The sequence below is a fragment of the Spartinivicinus marinus genome (assembly GCF_026309355.1).
GTDB lineage: Bacteria > Pseudomonadota > Gammaproteobacteria > Pseudomonadales > Zooshikellaceae > Spartinivicinus > Spartinivicinus marinus.
The window spans coordinates 1,883,886-1,905,034 of sequence record NZ_JAPJZK010000001.1; the positions used below are offsets into that span (position 1 = coordinate 1,883,886).

General features: G+C 39.3%; 23 protein-coding genes. 2 read left to right on the forward strand and 21 right to left on the reverse strand.

Annotated elements, in window-relative coordinates:
• Nucleotides 1-587: 587 nt before the first annotated feature.
• The 3 genes from amt to OQE68_RS08515 form a co-directional block, all read right to left on the reverse strand.
• Entirely contained in the window at nucleotides 588-3,089 is a 2,502-nt protein-coding gene (gene amt / locus OQE68_RS08505; RefSeq protein ID WP_180570479.1) for an ammonium transporter, read from the reverse strand.
• A gap of 16 nt (nucleotides 3,090-3,105) precedes the next feature.
• A complete protein-coding gene (locus OQE68_RS08510; RefSeq protein WP_180570480.1) occupies nucleotides 3,106-4,239 on the reverse strand; it encodes an HD-GYP domain-containing protein in 1,134 nt (377 codons plus the stop codon).
• Nucleotides 4,240-4,571: 332 nt separating this feature from the next.
• Complete coding sequence (locus OQE68_RS08515) at nucleotides 4,572-7,262, reverse strand: M9 family metallopeptidase (protein WP_266195574.1); 2,691 nt, start codon at nucleotides 7,260-7,262, stop codon at nucleotides 4,572-4,574.
• Nucleotides 7,263-7,919: 657 nt separating this feature from the next.
• Between OQE68_RS08515 and OQE68_RS08520 the strand changes: the two genes are divergently transcribed.
• Nucleotides 7,920-8,531 carry a YiiX/YebB-like N1pC/P60 family cysteine hydrolase gene (locus OQE68_RS08520; RefSeq protein WP_180570522.1) on the forward strand — a complete coding sequence of 204 codons (612 nt, stop codon included), beginning with the start codon at nucleotides 7,920-7,922 and terminating at the stop codon, nucleotides 8,529-8,531.
• A gap of 76 nt (nucleotides 8,532-8,607) precedes the next feature.
• Here OQE68_RS08520 and OQE68_RS08525 read toward each other — a convergent pair whose 3' ends face one another.
• Nucleotides 8,608-9,363, reverse strand: coding sequence for a 2OG-Fe dioxygenase family protein (locus OQE68_RS08525; RefSeq protein ID WP_180570482.1), 756 nt, complete (start codon nucleotides 9,361-9,363; stop codon nucleotides 8,608-8,610).
• Nucleotides 9,364-9,937: 574 nt separating this feature from the next.
• Between OQE68_RS08525 and OQE68_RS08530 the strand changes: the two genes are divergently transcribed.
• Entirely contained in the window at nucleotides 9,938-12,091 is a 2,154-nt protein-coding gene (locus OQE68_RS08530; protein ID WP_180570483.1) for a M9 family metallopeptidase, read from the forward strand.
• 84 nt (nucleotides 12,092-12,175) lie between these two features.
• Here OQE68_RS08530 and OQE68_RS08535 read toward each other — a convergent pair whose 3' ends face one another.
• The 17 genes from OQE68_RS08535 to rplX all read right to left on the reverse strand — a co-directional run bounded on the left by OQE68_RS08535 (nucleotide 12,176) and on the right by rplX (nucleotide 21,148).
• Nucleotides 12,176-12,634 carry a hypothetical protein gene (locus tag OQE68_RS08535; RefSeq protein WP_180570484.1) on the reverse strand — a complete coding sequence of 153 codons (459 nt, stop codon included), beginning with the start codon at nucleotides 12,632-12,634 and terminating at the stop codon, nucleotides 12,176-12,178.
• Nucleotides 12,635-12,896: 262 nt separating this feature from the next.
• Nucleotides 12,897-13,286, reverse strand: a complete 390-nt coding sequence (rplQ, locus tag OQE68_RS08540) for a 50S ribosomal protein L17 (protein ID WP_180570485.1) — start codon at nucleotides 13,284-13,286, stop codon at nucleotides 12,897-12,899.
• A gap of 45 nt (nucleotides 13,287-13,331) precedes the next feature.
• Nucleotides 13,332-14,333: a DNA-directed RNA polymerase subunit alpha gene (locus tag OQE68_RS08545; protein WP_180570486.1), complete on the reverse strand. Its 1,002-nt coding sequence runs from the start codon at nucleotides 14,331-14,333 to the stop codon at nucleotides 13,332-13,334.
• A gap of 36 nt (nucleotides 14,334-14,369) precedes the next feature.
• Nucleotides 14,370-14,990: a 30S ribosomal protein S4 gene (gene rpsD / locus OQE68_RS08550; protein WP_180570487.1), complete on the reverse strand. Its 621-nt coding sequence runs from the start codon at nucleotides 14,988-14,990 to the stop codon at nucleotides 14,370-14,372.
• Between the two features lie 14 nt (nucleotides 14,991-15,004).
• Entirely contained in the window at nucleotides 15,005-15,394 is a 390-nt protein-coding gene (rpsK, locus tag OQE68_RS08555; RefSeq protein ID WP_163835682.1) for a 30S ribosomal protein S11, read from the reverse strand.
• Nucleotides 15,395-15,450: 56 nt separating this feature from the next.
• Entirely contained in the window at nucleotides 15,451-15,807 is a 357-nt protein-coding gene (gene rpsM / locus OQE68_RS08560; protein WP_180570488.1) for a 30S ribosomal protein S13, read from the reverse strand.
• Between the two features lie 154 nt (nucleotides 15,808-15,961).
• Nucleotides 15,962-16,078 carry a 50S ribosomal protein L36 gene (rpmJ, locus tag OQE68_RS08565; protein ID WP_163835686.1) on the reverse strand — a complete coding sequence of 39 codons (117 nt, stop codon included), beginning with the start codon at nucleotides 16,076-16,078 and terminating at the stop codon, nucleotides 15,962-15,964.
• Nucleotides 16,079-16,133: 55 nt separating this feature from the next.
• Complete coding sequence (secY, locus tag OQE68_RS08570; protein WP_163835688.1) at nucleotides 16,134-17,489, reverse strand: preprotein translocase subunit SecY; 1,356 nt, start codon at nucleotides 17,487-17,489, stop codon at nucleotides 16,134-16,136.
• A complete protein-coding gene (gene rplO / locus OQE68_RS08575) occupies nucleotides 17,490-17,924 on the reverse strand; it encodes a 50S ribosomal protein L15 (RefSeq protein ID WP_180570489.1) in 435 nt (144 codons plus the stop codon). It abuts the gene before it with no gap.
• 2 nt (nucleotides 17,925-17,926) lie between these two features.
• Nucleotides 17,927-18,115 carry a 50S ribosomal protein L30 gene (gene rpmD, locus OQE68_RS08580; RefSeq protein WP_163835692.1) on the reverse strand — a complete coding sequence of 63 codons (189 nt, stop codon included), beginning with the start codon at nucleotides 18,113-18,115 and terminating at the stop codon, nucleotides 17,927-17,929.
• Nucleotides 18,116-18,119: 4 nt separating this feature from the next.
• Nucleotides 18,120-18,623 carry a 30S ribosomal protein S5 gene (gene rpsE, locus OQE68_RS08585; RefSeq protein ID WP_180570490.1) on the reverse strand — a complete coding sequence of 168 codons (504 nt, stop codon included), beginning with the start codon at nucleotides 18,621-18,623 and terminating at the stop codon, nucleotides 18,120-18,122.
• Nucleotides 18,624-18,635: 12 nt separating this feature from the next.
• Complete coding sequence (gene rplR, locus OQE68_RS08590; RefSeq protein ID WP_180570491.1) at nucleotides 18,636-18,983, reverse strand: 50S ribosomal protein L18; 348 nt, start codon at nucleotides 18,981-18,983, stop codon at nucleotides 18,636-18,638.
• Between the two features lie 14 nt (nucleotides 18,984-18,997).
• Complete coding sequence (gene rplF, locus OQE68_RS08595) at nucleotides 18,998-19,531, reverse strand: 50S ribosomal protein L6 (RefSeq protein ID WP_180570492.1); 534 nt, start codon at nucleotides 19,529-19,531, stop codon at nucleotides 18,998-19,000.
• Between the two features lie 11 nt (nucleotides 19,532-19,542).
• Complete coding sequence (rpsH, locus tag OQE68_RS08600; protein ID WP_180570493.1) at nucleotides 19,543-19,935, reverse strand: 30S ribosomal protein S8; 393 nt, start codon at nucleotides 19,933-19,935, stop codon at nucleotides 19,543-19,545.
• Between the two features lie 25 nt (nucleotides 19,936-19,960).
• A complete protein-coding gene (rpsN, locus tag OQE68_RS08605; RefSeq protein ID WP_180570494.1) occupies nucleotides 19,961-20,266 on the reverse strand; it encodes a 30S ribosomal protein S14 in 306 nt (101 codons plus the stop codon).
• A 9-nt stretch (nucleotides 20,267-20,275) separates the two neighbouring features.
• Nucleotides 20,276-20,815 carry a 50S ribosomal protein L5 gene (gene rplE / locus OQE68_RS08610; RefSeq protein WP_180570495.1) on the reverse strand — a complete coding sequence of 180 codons (540 nt, stop codon included), beginning with the start codon at nucleotides 20,813-20,815 and terminating at the stop codon, nucleotides 20,276-20,278.
• Nucleotides 20,816-20,833: 18 nt separating this feature from the next.
• A complete protein-coding gene (gene rplX, locus OQE68_RS08615; RefSeq protein ID WP_180570496.1) occupies nucleotides 20,834-21,148 on the reverse strand; it encodes a 50S ribosomal protein L24 in 315 nt (104 codons plus the stop codon).
• Nucleotide 21,149 lies beyond the last annotated feature (1 nt).

A 21,149-nucleotide genomic window follows, 5' to 3' on the forward strand; every position in this document is an offset into this window, starting at 1 on the left:
AGATATTAATTAGAATAACCTGAATAGTGAGTTATATAATGACAAGTCAGTCATCAAATCTCACAAAGACAACGAAATTTTATTTTTATAAACAGTATACCCATCATGAATCATTTTTAGGTGTAAAGATAAAGTGGTATATACTCACAGCGAAGGATTATTTAGGCGAGGCCACCGAGCGATGAAGCCCCAGGAGTTTAGATAAACTAAATGACTGGGGTGACAGTTAATTGCTCCTGCATTAACTGCATTTTCACCAATCCCTGGCGGTCAAGAGCGATGGTAACAAAGCCTAAAAATCATTCGCGAAGAGTATAAATCACTTATCAACCGACAAACGCCACACCAAACAATTCACCCCCTACTAATTTAGATGATATGTACATTTTATGATTTAAAGCGTATTCAATATTTAAAACTATAATGTAATAGCCTTATAAGTACACATTATTTCAATCAAGGTCAATAGTTTTTACAATACATCAACATATGATATTAATTTTTTCAAGAGCGAGGCGTTCAATTGTTTGACATAAAATCTTGTTTGATGACTTACTTATTTAAAAAATATATCATAAAAAATTAATTTAAGGCGCATGCATAGGTAACGTGATTAAAAATGCCGCTCCCTGGTCAGGAGTTAAGGTTTCTATTTGCCCACCTAATGGGCCAACCACCAAGTTATGTACTATATGCAAGCCTAATCCGCTACCACCTTTTCCTCGTCGGGTAGTATAAAATGGCTCATAAATATGCGGTATTATATCTAAGGCAATTCCTTTACCATTATCTTTATATAATAAAGTTATATGTGTTGCGCCTTTTCTATTTACTTCTAGTATAATCTTTCCATGCTGCTTAGGCTCAAAACCATGTATTAGAGAGTTCATTAATAAATTTGTAATAATTTGAGCCAGTAACCCTGGATAACTATCCAATTCTATAGCATCATCACATTGAACAGTTGCTATTATATTGGTTTTTCTAAAGTTAGGTTTTAAGCTATCTAGTATATCCTCAAGATAGGATTGCAACTTGAATACTCTCCTTTCTGCATTAGTTTGATCAACAGCAACTGTTTTAAAGCTACGAATAAGTTGCGAGGCTCTATTTGCATTTTTTAATAACAGTTGAACTGACTCTTGTATTTTATTTAGTCCTTCATTAAACGTTTCTTCTGTCAGTTCGCCACTACTATAATTAGAAATAATCTGATTTATTTCTCCATTAATATGGCTTGCAGTTGTAACCGCAATACCCAATGGAGTATTAACTTCATGAGCAATCCCTGCTACTAATTGACCCAATGCTGCCAGTTTTTCCGTTTGTACTAAATGGTTTTGCATGCTTTGCAATTTTTCTAAGGCATTTTCTGCCTGCTGTTTAGCATTCAATACTTTTAACTCTTGCTCTTTACGTTCTGAAATATCTTTTAAAATGAGTGTATAATAGTTATTTTGAGTTAAAGCTGTTTTGGCTAGACTGACTTCTAACAACAACTTTTTACCATCAGCTCGTCTACCTTCTATTTCTTCATATTTTGTATTTAGCTGGCGCTTAAGCAAAGTATTAATTTTTTCTGCAGCAACTAACTGAGTAATTGGTTTATTAAGTATTTCTTCTGCACTATAACCAAATAGCCGCTTAGTCGCTTTATTAACCGATACAACTGTTAAATCATCAGGTTTAAAGGCTATTATTGGATCCGCCACAGTATGTAATATGATATTACTTTGAGTGACTGTTTGCTGTAGCTTATCTAACACTTGATTGTATTTTTCTGCAATAACACCAACCTCTGAAAATGGATCAATATTAGCTCGTAACGATAAGTCTTCATGAATAGTCTGCTGGTGCAGAAATTCCATAAAATCATGCAACTCTGTTGGCGCCCCATGTTCAGTAATATTCAACCCCATCCGCTCTGCCACTGGTGTTACCCTTAATGGAGTAAATCGATTAATAGCATGCAATGCCAGAAATGAAACACCAAATGCCCATATACCGCAGGCAATAACGCCTATACACTGTATTACAAACTGTTCCAAAGTATCCCAATGAGCCAACGCAGGCTGAAAAGGGCTTATCAACACTAACCCTAATGTTCCCCAGCAACCAGCCCCCAAATGAACAGCAATAGCATCCACTGCATCATCAATTTTCATATGTACTAATAAATGACTGACGGATATCATGACATAACCGCCAATCCCACCCATAAAAATAGCTCCCCAGCTCGATAGTACATTGGCACCTGCCGTTACTGAAACCAATCCTGCTAAACAACCATTTAACAGCATAGTTGGGTGTATTTTTACATTTTTATTTTTTAATAAACTAGACAAAACAGCACAACCACCCGCTGTTCCACCCAATAATGTATTTGCCACAGCAATAACTGACTGCTCATTAAAAGTAAAATTACTTCCCCCATTGAAGCCAAACCAACCTAGCCACAGCAATAATGTACCCAATAGGGAGATAGCTAAATTATGAGAAGAAAACTGGTTAACTTCTCCACTTTTATTAAAGCGTTGTTGCCTAGGCCCAATTACGATGACCGCAGCTAGTGCAACCCATCCTCCCAAACTATGCACAACAGTTGAACCAGCATAATCATAAAAACCCAGTGCTGCCAACCAGCCTTGTTGCGAATTTTCATTAATATGCCATGCCCAGTGACCAAATAGAGGATAGATTACTAATGAAACGATCATGGCAATAAAAATAAAACCACGATATCTAAGGCGCTCAGCCACTGCTCCTGACATTAAAGTAACAGCTGTAGCACAGAACATTGCTTGAAAGAAAAATATAATTATTTCACTGGAGCTGCCATACTCATATAAGGCAAATGTATCAAGCCCTACTAAACCATAAAAACTATTTCCATACATCAGGCTGTAGCCAACTAACCAAAATGCAGCAACAGATATTACTAAATCAGTCGCGTTTTTCATGGCGACATTAATAGTATTTTTTGATCGAGTAATACCAGCTTCAAGCGAAGTAAACCCCAACTGCATAGTAAAAACAAGTGCAGCGCAAATAAGCATCCATATTTGATCAATAACCGTAAGCTGGGGCATTAGACCTGTTATTTACTTAATTAAAGGTTTCATAAATTTGTTTGGAGTCAACATCTGCAGCAACTTCCATGAATGCTCGGACGACTATTGGATCAAAATGAGAGCCGCTTTCTTCATTCACTTTAATGAGTGCTCTTTGAAATGGCCAAGGGGGTTTATAAGGACGCTGAGCTCTTAAAGCATCAAATACATCAGCCACTGCAACTATTCTCGCTGGTAACGGAATTGCCTTTCCTGTTAATCCATCTGGATAGCCATTGCCATCCCAATGCTCATGATGATAGAGGGCAATCTCCTTGGCCATACCTAATAGCCCAATCTCTTTCACAAAATGACTAGCATCATCTAAGGTCTGGTATCCCACCACTGAGTGGGTCTTGACGATTTCAAACTCTTCAACTGTCAACGAGCGTTGTGCATTTAATATAGAGTCAGGAATTGCAATTTTACCTGTATCATGAAGGGTGGCAGCAAGTTCAACTAACTCAATAAAATGTTCATCTACATTTTCTGCGCTCATTTCCATCAACTTTTGTGCAATTGCTTTGCTCATTGCAGCCACTCGTTGCACATGGGAACCTAACTGATGGTCACGACTTTCACATAAAGTAGCCATAGCATAAACTATAGCCTTTTGATTCCAATCCATAATAGCAAGCAATTTTTTGATTGCCATTATGTCATCATACCCACGAAGCCCAGTTATAGTAGATGTCAATAGTCTTTCAGCGGTCAGTTCTGACTTATCCTTGTAGTCATTAATACCATAATCTAAAACAATATTTTTCTCAGGCGCTTGACCTGGCTGACCAGTCCTTAATACAACACGAATGTCTTTGGTTTGGTGTACCTTGCGTAGCCATTCAACAAAATCAAGTCCTGCACTTTCTGTTTCCATTACAACATCAACAAAAGCTAAAGCAATATCAGGATGCTCTTCAACTTTCTTTTTAGCTTCTTCAGCTGTATATGCACTAATAAATAATAGACTGCGCTGTTTATATACTAAGCCGCCTAAAGCAATTTTTGTTGCAATATGCACATCTTCATCATCGTCGACTAGCAATATTTTCCAAGGTTTAAGTTTGCTTTCACTCTGAGCCTCTTCTACTTTTGCAACTTTAAATTTTAACTTTGTTCCCTTTCCCATATTAATATCTCAATTACAACTCACTGTTTATGGCAAACACAGTAAAGTTTACTCAAAGGACAGGTATTCAATATTTTTAAATATAGATGTTCTTACTGTATGATAAAAAATTTATGGTGATTATGGTAAAGAGTAAGAAAGGAATATACTAAGTGAAGAAGCAATAGCATTTAGTAATTAGCCTGCTATTAATGTAGCAAATAGTTTTAAAAACAGTCAGGTAGCTTACTATCAAAACCGATTCAGCATTGCACAAAATATGACAAATAATGGCAGGTCAAGTTGAATAACCTGACCTGCCATCTATAGGATACCAATTGTGTATTAACAACTTATTTTTCTAGTTTAGCCCTGATAGTTACATTTTTATAACTAGTTTTGGGTTGTACTAGAATATGATAATAATGATTTTCCTTTGGTGCCTCTATTAAAATTTGCTCTGTAGTACCATTATTAGCCGATGAATAATGATGTTCAGAATCGGTTGGCCACCCTTCATTATTAGCATAGATATCTACATTACCGTCACCACCAGATGTTATTAATTGCAGTTGCTTAGTACCTGTAGGCACATAAATATAATAATAAGCAGGTGTTGCCCCTGAAATTACTTTAGGTGTACAACCATCCAACTCATCTTCTCGACCACTTGTACTTGCTTCGCAGTCCTTTGGCGGATTAGGTGTATTCGTATCAGAGCCATTATTTAAGCTTGCCCTTAAAGAGAGCCCTGAATAGGCCTGTGCTGCCTCAACCATTATATGGTAATAGCCTGCATCTGGTGCTTGTAAAGCAACCTGCTCAGCATTACCCGACTGATTCGACATCTGGTCATACTCAGTAGCACTTGGCCAGTCATCTTTTTTCAAATAAAGATTGGCATTACCTTCACCACCGGACAACTTCACTGTTAGCTGCTTAGCACAGTCAGGTACATAAACAAAATAATATTCATTGCCATTACCTGATAACCCTTGCTTAGCCTGATCAAGTAATATTTCATCACTTCTATCAGTAGACGTATTTCCTTTACAGTTACCATCTGGTTTTGGGTTAGGCTTTGGATCTGGCTTCGGATCTGGCTTCGGATCTGGCTTCGGATCTGGCTTCGGATCTGGCTTCGGATCTGGCTTCGGATCTGGCTTCGGATCTGGCTTCGGATCTGGCTTCGGATCTGGCTTCGGATCTGGCTTCGGATCTGGCTTCGGATCTGGCTTCGGATCTGGTGTACCATCTTTCACTTCATCCAACCAGCGATGAAACTCCTGATTATAATTATTTCGCATACTATTTAAGTATTCTTCATAGGCCTTATATTCGCCTTTGCGGAAATATGACGTCATTTTATATACATCATTGCTGTGCTTTTCATGCATAAAGCGAACAGCTAAATAGCCCCATCGATAAATCCGATCAACACCTTTGCTATAGTCATTAGCGAATATTTCACCTAAATGAAATGCTTTGGTTTTAGCAAGACGAATAGCTTCAGGGTTAACATCTTTTTTAGCAACATACTCGCCTAAACCTTCTATCCACCAAACCGTTGATGATAATGGGTAATCATTAAAGCCTCCCTTCATATCAAAACGACCATCCAGATAATGCACAAATTCGTGGCGTAAATTCCACACCTCATCGTCTTGTTCATAGGCAATAAAGCGAGCTTGGTTGTTAGGTTTAGATGGGTCGCCTTCTAAATACATACCACCATTGTTAGTATCCATGTTAAATAATACACCGGCATAAGTGGAATAATCATCCTTTGAATTGAAAGCTACCACTTCTATATTGTCGTTATTATCATCTGCAACTGGTGTATAATTCGTGCTTAGCTTATTATGAAAATAAGTGGCTTGTTTTGCTAAGGTTTGACATATTCCCGCTAACTCTTTTGCTGACAGTTGCTGGGCACGAATTGAAATAGCATCATTACATTGATGCTTTATCGATAAAACACGGCTCTTAACCCTATCTTTAAAGCCACAAATATTATATTCTTCACAGTCCTTCTTATCAAAATAGTCAGCCATCTCTGCTGCCCCCATCCATAGTGCAGCTCCTTTACCTGTTTCATTATACTGACTTAAAATTCGTTTAATACCTTTCTTTGCCTGGCTTTTCAGTGTACCTTCATACTGTAAAAAACGCCCAAGCTCTCTCACTGAGTTAGCCAATACATATTGGCTATCTGTACCCAACAAATCAGCCTGATTCTTAGTAAATCGATCTAATGATGTGACAATTTGCGGAAATTCTTTTACCTTAGTTTTAAAGTCATCAAACTGGTGCCCTCGGAATAACACAGTAAATACACTATTTATGGATACAATCATATCCCGATATTTAGTATACTGATAATTAAATTTATCCAGCATATGCTGTAAGGTTTCTAAATACTTAGCATTTAACTCAGCACTATCCATCAGCGTTACAACTTCACTTAATACTTCACCATGCTCATTAGAAACATTATTAAAGTTGCGATTATTGATGAACGCATCGATTGCTCTGGCTATTTGCTGTTTTAAACGGCTGGAATATTTTGCTATATCATCCTGATAACCCCATTGAGCATAGTAACCAGCCCGTAAAAATAGTACTGCTTGTAAAAGCTTATCTTTATTATTACCTTGATAGTTACGAGATAAGTTTTCAACTTCACTAGCAACCGAAAACATTTGATCTTCACTGAAGATTGCTTTACTTTGACTTAAACTGGCACTGAACAACTGATTGATACAGCTACTTGTCACTGATTTTATTTTACTAACTAGTGCACCTCCTCTTAAGTTTTGAAACTCATTCGTCTTACAGTTAGCTAGTTCATACATTTCCATACTAGCTTTAATCGGGTTTTTCGTGCCTAAAATTGGTGGTCTTACACTAGCTGACAAGTTTTTTTGATGAGTATTATGCTGATGATGAGTTTGAACATGGTTATTTTTCACCGGTGGCGGCAATTCAGCAGCAACTGTACAGGATAAAAGTGGTAAAACCCCTATTAGGATTTTCTTTTTCATATCACCTCTCTTAACTGCAAATATTATTCAATAATCAAATCGCAGATAATTAACAATCTTTCCAGAATTATAAAAACTATTTTCAGTTTATTTCCCTGTACATTTTTCACTCATTATATTTCTGGACATACCGTCGGATACCTAATGATCATTCGGCGGGATAGATGGTTTACTTTTATCCTGAGTTGATCAAGCCATCTACAACTATCTTTTTGAATTTTGGGACTAATTCTATTCTATAGTTGAATACACAGTGCAAGAGGTTATTAATTAATTCTCAAATAAAAAGAAAAAAACAAACTTTGTAAATACAAATATCATATTTAGCCATTACTAATATAGCGAATCAAAAAAATCACTCCTTTATATTAATATCAAGAAATCAATCAAGCTATATCACAAAGTTCAAGAGCAATAACTCTGTAACAACACCGTCAGGGATTGCTATGTTCTTTTAGGGTTCACAAGCTAGCAAACATCCTCATAGAGTCTTCTGTTGAAAGTATCTTTAGCAGATCAAATACCACATCTAAAAGTAGCAAATAGTGATACTTATCTAATAAAGCTGTTGCTTGAAACACCATTATGCAAAAATTCTTAGCAAGCAAACACTTCTTAACTAATAATTGTATTAAGAGGATCTAAACTGTGTTAGCAATGAATGAAGAAACTCATATTCATTATCGAGACAACTCAATTGATGAGCTTATTAGTATCGTTAATAATAATATTAAAGAGGGTGATTTATTATTTATTTCAATAAGAAGTCCATTGTATAAACAAGTTGCCAAAACAACAAACACTTGGGTTTCTCATGTAGGTATTGCTCTATTTGAAAATGGTCAATGGGTTGTTGCTGAAAGCGCTGTACCCTTCTCAAGAAAAACACCTTTAAACAAATATATTAACAGAACTGTTGGTACACAACTATCTATACGCCGTCTTAATCAACCATTAAGTGAAGAACAGCTGAGCGGTATAAAATCAAGTATAAATAAGCGTTTAGGTATTCTTTACCACTTAGGGTTTAAATATGACTCTAAACTACAGTTTTGTTCTAAGTTTGTCCATGAAGTATTTTCTGAATCACTTTCTATCCAATTAGGAAAAATTGAAACATTTAATGAGTTACTCAAGAGCAACCCCTCTACTAATTTAACATTTTGGCGCCTATGGTATTTAGGTAGAATTCCGTGGCAGCGTGAAACAGTCACTCCCTATAGTCAATTAATAGACGAACAAATGTATACTGTCTTATTCTCCGAATAAAATTAAGACTATCCGTCTAGTATAATTTATATATCTAACAAGCGGCTAGTCTTTACACTCTTTACATATTACAATGCTATAGTATACCCTGCTCAAGCTCACTTAGCGCCAAAATAAATATATCACGATAGCCACCTTGAGGAGCAACCGTTAAAAAATCCGTTGTATTGTGATAAAGCAGTTGATCATTAAACATCAGCATTTGGTTAACTGCCAAGGTTTGCTGCCAAATGGGAGCTTCATCTTTGCTTTTAAATAACTGAGTTTCCTCACCTGAGACCCCTTGTTTGTTGACAACGACAATACCTACATATAATCGTTCATCTCGATGAATACCTTCAGGGACAGGCTTACCTGGCAATGCAGACGATACATTGATTCTGATTTGGTGTACCCATATAACTTTATCTACTGGTGATTCAGGCAAATGACTAATAAATCGTTTAACAAGAGCAATAAAACTGTTATGGAAGACTAACTCCTGCTTTAGTGGTGTAAATCGCCTGGACAAGCCGCCAAAAACCCGATTATTTTTTTTGCTTTGGTATACTACAGATGGCTCCAATACATAAAGCTTATTATTTCTGTACTGAAAGCGACTAAGACAGCGCTGTCGATACCCTCCAACTAAATACGGATCTCGCGGCATTTCATGCCAATAAGGATATAAAGCTTTTAACTTTTTACTAGTAATAGTCATTAATTTATGAGTATTGCAGCTATAGTCAACTCTTGCTTCAATATCAGCAATACCCTCTAGATCAATTACATCAAGCTTATTGTAGAGTTCTTCCATTACACCGATCACTCCATTGATCATATCAATTTGCATGCTTTATCAAACTACAACTGCTTTAATATACTCCAATCAAATCAATAACTTCAACATAACTCAAGCCGTTATAGCACAGACTTAATTAATAAAAAACACAAAGTGGCTACTAAACGAAGTTATCAAGCTCTTACACTCTGTTCATAGCTTTATATGATATAAGACCATGAATAACACGAACGCCTTATGAAAAGATCATATATTGGTTATTGGACGAACAGTTGACTTTAATCAATAATTTAGACTTACCAATACAAGACAAATAAAAAGGGAGGAGTTTTATATACAAACAGCATATATACATAAATTACTAAAAAACACTCTCATTATAATCAAAATAATTTGAGGCTAGCATTTTAAATAAAGAGCTTATTATAACTCTAAGCAACTGGTAATGACTATTTACCTAGAATTCCAGGCCCATTCTTCGTAAATTAATTTACCAACACCAAAGCTCCTTTTATTATTAAAATCCTAGCTATTTTAAGTTTATTTTTGCGGCAGTCTTTCTTGTATAGAATTATCTGCTCTTAAATTACTTTTAAATTTTAATTTAGCCCAGGGACGAACGATTATGAACAATAAATTATTTATTAGCTTTTTTATATTTTCATCCATGCATAGCTACGCAGTAACACCATCAACAGTTGCTGAGCTAACCAATGATCATCAACCATCAAAAAAATTAACTGCCAACCTTCGACCTCCTCACAAACTCAACTCATTCTCTGAACATTCACTCTACAATAATACACCCTTTCAATTCACTACCTGCAAAATCAGTGATTTTGAAAACCTTCAGGGTAGTATTTTGATTAATAAAATAAAATCTGCAAATACCAACTGTGTAAATCAACTTTTTTCTGCCAATTTACAGCAAACAAAAGCCATTTTTACTGAGTCTCAAATGCTTGCTGTAGCTAGCGAAATGGTTAGTTTGGCAAGCAATTATAGCGGAGACAATCAGAATAATATTTTACAAGTTATTTTGTTTTTAAGGGCTGGGTATTATGCAAACTGGAACTTCCAAGATCAGCTTGATCCTTATTCAGAAAACTTAAAAAAACAAGTTGCTTATGCTCTTGATACCTTTATAGCCAACTCACATTTCAAAGACATTAATGCGAAGCATGGTGATGTTTTGAGTGAAGCTATCATTTTAATTGATAGCTCGGAGCTAAATGCCAAATATCTTGATACTTTAGCCGTTATACTTTACCGCTTTAATGATAATTACCTAAAATACTGGGGAATGAGAGCGGCAGTTAATAGTATTTTCACCATTTTATTTAGAGGCCACCAGTTTAATGACTTTCAGCAAAAGGTTAAAGACAACCCTCGCATGGCAAATACCTTAAGTGATTTCATTAAAACTAATGAAAAACTTCTAGATACAGATAATGAGTTTTTATTGGTTAATGCCACAAGGGAAATGGCAAGGTTCTTACAATATAATACAGACTCTAAGAAGCAAGTACAAAGCAATGTAAAACGTATTGTTGATGACTATAGTATGCTTGGCTCCGGTGCAGCTTTATGGATTGGTGCGGCTGAAATGGTTAGTTACTATGATCCAGCTAACTGCAGCTACTACAACGTATGTAACTTCAAAGATAAACTGGCTGCAGCTGTCTTACCAATTCGCCATCAGTGTGATAAGAGCATTGTCATCCGAGCACAGAATATCTCCAATCAAGACTTGGCTATTACTTGTAATAAACTAGAACAACATAAAGCTGTATTTCACAATAAGCTCAATACACACTACAACCCAGTTGCTGATGACTATAACGAAACCCTTGAGGTTGTAACATTTAACACCCGCAAGGATTATCAAACCTATGCAGGAGCATTATTTGATATCAGCACTGATAATGGTGGAATGTATTTAGAGGGCAACCCAGCTGATCCAAATAATCAAGCACGCTTTATTGCCTACGAAAGATCAACTCCAAACCAAACTATTATCTGGAATCTAGAGCATGAATATACACACTATCTGGATGGACGCTTTAATATGTGGGGTGGTTTTAATGACTTACCACTATATTCAACGGTATGGTGGGTAGAAGGTCTCGGCGAATATATGGCTTATGGAGATGATTATCAAGCTGCTTTAGACTTAGCAAAAACTAAGGCCTATCAATTAAGTGACTTGTTTTACAACAACTACAATAGTGGTGTTAACCGGATTTACCGCTGGGGCTACTTGGCTGTTCGCTATATGTTTGAAAATCAACAAAACACAATGCAACAGATGCTAGTGTATTTTAGAAAAGGTGATTACAGCAATTACAATAACTATCTTAACCAGCTACGATACAGCTTTAATGCAGATTTCCATAACTGGCTTGATAAAATAGTAGATGGAGATAATAGTAACTGTAAAGGCAACACATCAACTGACAGGAATGACGAATTAATTACCTCAAAACCAAAGACATTAACTAGCAGCTATAGCCAAATGTTTTTTATCTATGTACCAGACTGTGCAACTAAGTTCTCTCTTAAATTATCAGGGGGAACAGGTGACGCCGACTTATACCTCAATCAAACAGGTTGGCCGAATACAGATAACTATGACTACGCATCGAAACAGACTGGCAATGAGGAAGAAATTTTAATAAACAGTCCTGACTCGGGTTATTACCATATCATGGTAAACCCGAAAAAATCTTATCGGCAGGTCAAATTATCAGCACACTTTAGCAGCAAGGTGAACCATTGAAGTAATATATAAAAAGGAGGGCAATGCTCCTCCTTTTTATATTATTGATGAGTACCCAGCTAATCCATGCTTCTAAAGACCTATCTAAAAGTGCCACTCAAACTCAATTGCCACTTCATCAAGATCATAGTCTGACTTTAGCTGTACCGAGCCAAATCCTTGTATACAGGTAGCAGCTCTAAACTGCTTTCGCAGTTTCACTTCTCCACATTGCCCAAAGTTAAACTCAGTATTTTCTTTAACATATTTGACAGTATCTTCTACTGGCTCCAACATATCCAAACTATCTAACCCTTTTGCTAATGCGCCCGTTAGTAGCTGCCTTGATACTTTTGAAGGATTATCCAGAGTCTGATATAAGGCTTTAGCAACACCTTGCTCTGAAATTTTATCTGACTTAAAAAACTGAATATGACTATATGGCCTGGTTTCATAACCTCTTGATGAGTTTGTTGACTCAGCAGAAACGGTCGACACAACCAGTAAGCTACCAATAAACAGCTTCGCAGATAAAAAGTTAGGCTTGAAGTTATTAGATGCCATGTCCATAGCACTTATTATCTATTATTGCTTTCACACCAGAGTTATGCTTTCCATAGCTCACTCTAACGCTGATTAAAATAAGGTTTATACATCTTGAATTAAACCTGTTACAAGGGTAACCCCCATTATCAACAAAGAGTTTAGCTCAAGATTTCAATAACGCATTACCAAATTTATACCGTAAAAAAATGACATTATAAAAACAAAAAAGCCAGGCAAATGCCTGGCTTTTTCTTCGATTAAACAACCCTACACAAGAAGCTTAATCTTCAGCGTCCTCTTCTAGCTCTGGTTGAGGGCGATCTACCAACTCAACATAAGCCATAGGTGCTTGGTCTCCCTGACGGTAACCACACTTTAAAATGCGGATATAACCGCCTGGGCGCTCAGAAAAGCGCGGTCCAAGCTCACTGAATAACTTACCAACAGTCGCTTTATTTCTTAGACGATCAAACGCCAAACGACGGTTAGCAACACTATCTTCTTTTGCCAAAGTAATTAAAGGCTCAGCTACACGGCGAAGCTCTTTAGCTTTTGGCAAAGTTGTTTTAATTAACTCATGCTCTACAAGCGAACACGTCATGTTACGAAACATGGCGTGACGGTGAGAGCTGGTACGATTTAATTTTCTACCACTCTTACGATGACGCATTGCGAAAATCCTTAACCAAACTTGATGCTTGGTTACTCGTAATCTTTAAGCTGATACTTTATCGTCATTTTTTAAACTGGCAGGAGGCCAGTTATCTAAACGCATACCCAACGATAAGCCTCTTGAGGCAAGGACATCTTTAATTTCAGTTAAAGATTTTTTACCCAAGTTTGGCGTTTTCAACAACTCAACTTCAGTACGTTGGATTAAGTCACCAATGTAGTAGATATTTTCTGCTTTCAAGCAGTTTGCACTACGAACAGTGAGTTCCAAATCATCAACAGGACGTAATAGAATTGGATCAATCTCATCCTCTTCTTCTTCTGGCTCAGGCTCTTTGTCACCTTCAAGGTCAACAAAAACTGCCAGCTGTTGCTGAAGAATAGTTGCAGCTCGACGAATAGCTTCTTCTGGATCTAATGTTCCATCAGTTTCTAAGTCAAGCACTAACTTATCAAGGTCTGTGCGCTGCTCTACCCGAGCACTTTCAACCACATAAGACACACGGTAAACCGGACTATATGTAGCATCTAGTTGTAAACGACCGATTGAGCGACTTTCATCTTCGTCGCCCATTCGCATATCAACAGGCTCATAACCACGACCACGAGCAACTTTGAGCTTCATATTAAGCTCACCTGCATCACTCAGGTGGGCAATGACATGGTCTGGGTTAACGATTTCAACATCGTGATCAAGCTGGATATCACCTGCAGTGACAGCTCCAGCACCCTTTTTCGATAAAGAGAGAATCACTTCATCGCGACCATGCATTTTTACAGCTAGGCCTTTTAGGTTCAGCAGGATCTCAATCACATCCTCCTGGACACCTTCGATCGCACTATACTCGTGTAATACACCCTCGATTTCCGCTTCAACCACTGCACAACCGGGCATTGAAGAAAGCAAGATTCGACGAAGCGCATTACCCAAAGTATGTCCAAAGCCACGCTCTAATGGCTCCAGAGTTACTTTTGCGCGGGTAGCGCTGATTTCTTGTACGTCAATATGACGTGGTGTGAGAAATTCAGTTACTGAACTCTGCATGGATGTAATACCCTACTTAACCCTGATGCCTATCCTTTACTTGGAGTACAGCTCAACAATCAAGCTTTCATTGATGTCTGCTGATAATTCACTCCGTTCAGGCTGAGCTTTGAACACACCTTCTTTTTTCTTAGTGTCCACCTCAACCCACTCAACCAAACCACGCTGAGCTGCTAATTCAAGTGCGGCATTAATACGCAACTGGTTTTTCGCTTTTTCACGAATAGCAATAACGTCACCTGGTTTTACTTGGTAAGAAGGAATATTTACTGCCTTACCATTAACCAGAATAGCTTTATGACTAACCAGCTGTCTCGCTTCAGCACGGGTGGAGCCAAAGCCCATCCGATATACGACATTATCTAAGCGAGACTCAAGCATCTGCAGCAGGTTTACGCCTGTGGCGCCTTTGCGGCGGTCAGCTTCTTTATAGTAGCTACGGAACTGTTTTTCCAGCAAACCGTACATTCTACGTACTTTTTGCTTTTCCCGTAACTGTAAACCATAGTCTGAAAGACGACCGCGACGCTGACCATGTTGACCAGGAGCTGATTCAGCTCTGCACTTTGAGTCGTGAGGACGTACGCCACTTTTCAGAAATAAGTCGGTACCTTCACGACGAGACAGCTTACACTTTGGACCTAAATATCTAGCCATTTACTGTCTCCCCATTAAACACGACGTTTCTTAGGTGGACGACAACCGTTGTGTGGAATCGGTGTCACGTCTACGATGTTAGTAATCTTATAGCCACATGCATTTAATGCACGAACGGCAGACTCACGTCCTGGTCCTGGGCCTTTGACACACACATCTAAATTCTTCAGACCGTATTCAGAGGCTGCATTACCAGCTCTTTCTGCTGCAACCTGAGCAGCAAAAGGTGTGCTTTTACGAGAACCACGGAAGCCGGAGCCACCCGCAGTTGCCCAAGCTAATGCATTGCCCTGACGATCGGTAATTGTCACGATTGTATTGTTAAAAGACGCATGGATGTGAGCAATGCCATCCACCACGGTCTTTTTCACTTTTTTACGTGAACGAGTACCTGGCTTTGCCATATTAGAACTTTCCTGTAATTGCGACTGCTACAGATTAAAAATTCTGTTTGCAGCGATTATTTACGAATTGGCTTGCGTGGACCTTTACGGGTACGAGCGTTAGTTTTAGAACGCTGTCCACGTACAGGTAAACTACGACGGTGGCGTAAACCACGGTAGCAACCCAAATCCATCAAACGCTTAATATTCATGCTAACCGCACGGCGTAAGTCACCTTCTGTTGTATATTTGGCAACTTCACTACGCAGCTGATCAACCTGCTCTTCAGATAAATCTTTAACTTTTGCCTCTGGATTAATACCAGTTGCTGCACAGATTTTCTGAGCGGTTGGTTTTCCTACACCAAAAATATAGGTGAGGGAGATAACAGCATGTTTGTTATCTGGAATATTGACGCCAGCTATACGGGCCATTCAATTAACTCCATCCTCGAACGAGCACTTAATATGCTCAACCTTAAATTACACCATTAGCGGAAGGCGCAATAGCATACTGATTACTGATCAATAAATCAACCGCCTGACTAGACTGGCTAGCCAGGCGGTAATTATCAGTAAAACTGTATCCTTAGCCTTGACGCTGTTTATGGCGTGGTTCGGCACTGCAAATCACTCGCACAGAGCCATTTCGGCGAATGACTTTACAGTTACGACAGATTTTCTTTACAGAAGCTCTTACTTTCATAACTGTCTCCAAATCAACCCTCAGGGTAAATGTTTGTGAATAATTAATTCGCTAGTTAGCGAATTAAGCCTCCACTACCATAGCCCTTAAGATTAGATTTTTTCATCAATGACTCGTATTGGTGTGACATTAAATGTGACTGTACTTGTGACATGAAATCCATCACCACCACAACTACGATCAAGAGTGAAGTACCACCTAAATAGAAGGGGATATTCCACGCAACATTTAAAAATTGAGGCAGTAAACAAACCGCCGCCATATAAATCGCACCAACCATAGTCAAACGTGTGAGCACGCCATCAATATACTTGGCTGAATGTTCTCCAGGACGAATACCTGGAATATAAGCACCTGATTTTTTCAAATTATCTGCCACTTCTTTTGGATTGAAAACAAGAGCCGTATAGAAGAAACAGAAGAAGATGATCCCCGCTGCAAATAAAATTAAATTCAGCGGCTGGCCAGGGCCAATTGCTTGCGCAAAATCATTTAGCCAACTAAACGCCCAGCTTTCTTCACCTTGCTGGCCTGGAGTACCAAACCATTGAGCAATTGATGCTGGGAAAAGCAATATACTGCTAGCAAAGATAGCAGGTATTACCCCTGCCATGTTTACTTTCAAGGGTAAATGACTTGATTGTGCAGCAAATACTTTTCTACCTTGCTGGCGTTTTGCGTAATTCACCGTAATTCTACGTTGACCACGCTCAATAAACACCACAAATGCAATAACAGAAATAGCAATAATTGCGACTGCTAAAATCTTTAATACAGCTCTTGCGTCTCGCTCACTAGAAGACTCAAACAACTGCCCTATTGCACTCGGTAATCCAGCTACTATCCCCGCAAATATTAAGATAGAAATACCATTACCAATTCCTCGTTCTGTTACCTGCTCTCCTAACCACATTAGAAAAACAGCACCAGTAACGAAGGTAGTAACAGCAACAAAATAAAAGCTGGGACCAGTATCATAGGCGATACCTTGATTAGCTAAGCTAACGGTAATACCAAAGCCTTGTACTAAAGCCAATAATACAGTGCCATAGCGCGTATACTGACTTATTTTACGTCGGCCGGCTTCGCCTTCTTTTTTCAACTGCTCAAGCTGAGGACTAACAACAGTCATCAACTGCATTATGATGGAAGCTGAAATATACGGCATGATGCCTAGAGCCAATACGGACATCCGCTCTAGAGCACCACCCGAAAACATATTAAAAAGGCCAAGGATGGTTCCCTGATTTTGGTCGAATAAATTCGCCAGCGCGTCAGGATTTATTCCAGGAACTGGAATATGTGCACCGATGCGATAAACGATAATCGCCAAAAACACAAAGCGAAGCCGAGACCAAAGCTCGGTCAGCCCACTTTGATTACCTACGGGTAATGATCCTTTCTTAGCCATTTAGTCCTCGACTTTACCACCAGCAGCTTCAATTGCAGCACGAGCGCCTTTAGTGGCAGTAATACCTTTTAAGGTAATAGCCTTAGATAGCTCGCCTGAAAGAATGACTTTAGCACGTTGAATGCTGGCATTGATAATATTCGCCTCACGAAGTGCTTGTAAATCAATAATTTCACTATTGACCTTAGCTAATTCATTTAAGCGAATCTCTGCAGTAATCCGAGCCAGACGAGAGGTAAAGCCATACTTAGGTAGACGACGCTGTAATGGCTGCTGACCGCCTTCAAATCCTGGCTTAACAGATCCACCTGAGCGAGACTTCTGACCTTTGTGACCGCGACCACCGGTTTTACCCAAGCCGCTACCAATCCCGCGTCCAACACGTTTACCTGCTGGACGGCTACCCGGAGCAGAACCAAGAGAATTCAAACGCATGGTTATTCTCCTTCCACTTTAACCAGATAGGATACTTTATTAATCATGCCGCGTACTGAAGGGGTATCTTCCACTTCAACAGTATGGCCGATGCGCTTTAAGCCTAAGCCTGATACACAGGCTTTATGGCTGGCAAGACGGCCGCTACTGCTACGGACAAGCGTTACTTTAATTCGTTTCGCTGCTGCCATTGTCTTATCCCAGAATATCTTCTACCGACTTGCCACGCTTAGTCGCTACATCTTCAGGCGAACGCATTTCTTTCAAGCCTTTAAAAGTTGCTTGAACTACGTTCACAGGATTAGTAGAGCCATAGCACTTAGCCAATACGTTTTGTACGCCAGTTACTTCCAAAACTGCACGCATTGCACCACCGGCAATTACACCAGTACCTTCAGAGGCTGGCTGCATGAACACTTTGGAAGCACCATGACGTGCTTTAACTGGATACTGGAGAGTTGTTCCATTCAAGTCGACTTGAATCATGTTACGACGAGCAGCTTCCATTGCTTTTTGAATAGCAATTGGCACTTCACGCGCTTTACCACGACCAAAACCTACTTTGCCTTTACCATCACCAACAACTGTTAGTGCAGTAAAACCAAAAATACGACCACCTTTAACAACTTTTGCAACACGGTTAACTTGAACTAACTTTTCAATGTAACCTTCGTCGCTCTTACGATCATTATTTGCCATAGTTCAGTACCTTTAGAACTCTAAGCCACCTTCGCGTGCAGCATCAGCTAATGCTTTCACACGACCATGGAATTGAAAGCCAGAGCGATCGAACGCTACATCTGTAACGCCAGCTGCTTTGGCACGCTCAGCAATCAGCGCACCTACTTTCTTAGCCGCTTCAACGTTGCCAGTTTTATCATCGCGCAATTGTTTATCCAGCGTTGAGGCGCTAGCTAACACTTGGCTGCCATCTGCTGCAATAACCTGAGCGTAAATGTGACGAGGTGTACGGTGTACACACAAACGGGTTTTACCGAGCTCGCGAATTTTTGAGCGAGTGCTGCGGGCACGGCGTAACCGAGAATCTCTTTTAGACATATCAGTGCCCTACCTTACTTTTTCTTAGCTTCTTTACGGCGAACATGTTCATCCGCGTAACGAATCCCTTTACCTTTATAAGGCTCAGGTGGACGGAAATCACGAATTTCTGCTGCTACCTGGCCAACTAACTGCTTATCGATACCTCTGATAACGATTTCAGTTTGGCTTGGTGTTTCTGCAGAAATACCTTCCGGCAATTCGTAATCAACTGGATGAGAGAAGCCTAAGGTAAGGTTGATAGATTTACCTTTAGCTTGTGCCCGGTAACCAACACCAATCAACTGCAGTTTTTTCTCAAAACCACTATTTACACCAGTTACCATGTTGCTAACTAAAGCACGAGTGGTACCAGCCATAGCACGAGAGTGTTTTGCACCATTTTTAGCAGCAAATGTTAAAACATTCTCTTCTTGAGCAACTTCTACACATGAAGCCAAGCCCAGAGAAAGACTGCCTTTACTACCTTTAATAGTGATTTGTCCACCAGCAAGGCTAGCTTCTACACCACTAGGAAGTTCAACAGGGCTTTTTGCAATACGAGACATATCAAACCCTCCTAGAATACTGTGCAGAGAATTTCACCACCAACACCAGCAGCACGGGCTGCACGGTCGGTCATGACGCCTTTATTAGTAGATACGATAGCAATCCCTAAACCACCATTCACTTTTGGCAGCTCTTCTTTACCTGCATAAGCACGTAATCCAGGACGGCTAACACGCTTCAATTCTTCGATAACAGGCTTGCCTTGGAAGTACTTGAGCTCGATGCTCAGTACAGGCTTGGCATCGCCTTCTACCTGATAGTTTTCAATATAACCTTCTTCTTTCAGTACACTGGCAACAGCCACTTTTACCTTAGAGGAAGGCATACTGACAGAAGTTTTTTCTGCCATTTGGGCATTACGGATGCGAGTTAGCATATCAGCTAACGGGTCCTGCATACTCATTTCTAAATTCTCCTCAGAATTTTAGCTACCAGCTCGCTTTCACTAAGCCAGGAATATCTCCACGCATCGCTGCTTCACGTAATTTAATCCGGCTTAAGCCAAATTTACGATAGTAGCCATGAGGACGCCCTGTTACACGACAACGGTTGCGTAGTCGGCTTGGGCTAGCATCACGAGGAAGCTTTTGAAAAGCCACTTGGGCTTCCCACTTTTCTTCTTCTGATGCATTAATATCAGCTAAAATTGCTTTAAGCTTAGCGCGCTTTTCAGCGAACTTTTGGACTGTCTTCTGGCGCTTTAATTCGCGCTGTTTCATTCCGATTTTTGCCATAACCCTACCCTAACTCTTAAAAGGGAAATTGAACGCTTTTAATAAAGCGTGCCCTTCTTCGTCAGTTTTAGCGGTGGTAGTTAGCGTAATATCCAACCCACGAAGTACATCGATTTTGTCGTAATCGATTTCTGGGAAGATAATTTGCTCTTTCACACCCATACTGTAATTACCACGACCATCAAACGATTTTGGGTTTAACCCACGGAAGTCGCGGACACGGGGTAGTGCCATTGATACCAAGCGATCCAAGAACTCATACATCCGATCACGGCGCAGAGTTACTTTCACACCGATTGGCCAGCCTTGACGAATTTTAAAGCCAGCAACTGACTTACGAGCACGGGTTACAATTGGCTTTTGACCAGCGATTTTTTCCAGGTCTGCCAATGCATTTTGGATTACTTTTTTATCACCAACTGCTTCACCAACACCCATATTTAAGGTGATTTTGGTAATGCTTGGCACTTCATTAATATTGCTGTACCCAAGCTCTTCTTTAAGCTTGGGGGCAATTTCACTGCGGTATTTTTCTAACAAATTTGTCATCGTCGTTACCTGCTAGCCCTATGCATCAACTGGCTTACCGGTAGACTTGAAGATACGCTTTTTTTCTTTACCAGCGCCTTCAAAGCCAACACGATCAGCTTTTTTAGTTTCAGCATTGTAAATTGCAACATTAGAAGCCTGAATAGGTGCTTCTTTTTCTACAATACCACCAGGCTTACCCAGCATTGGATTAGGCTTCACATGGCGTTTAACCATGTTGATGCCTGAAATAATAAAACGACCATCTTGTTGTACTTTTACAACTTTGCCCGTTTTACCTTTATCTTTGCCGGTAATAACGATGACTTCGTCACCACGTTTAATTTTGTGCATT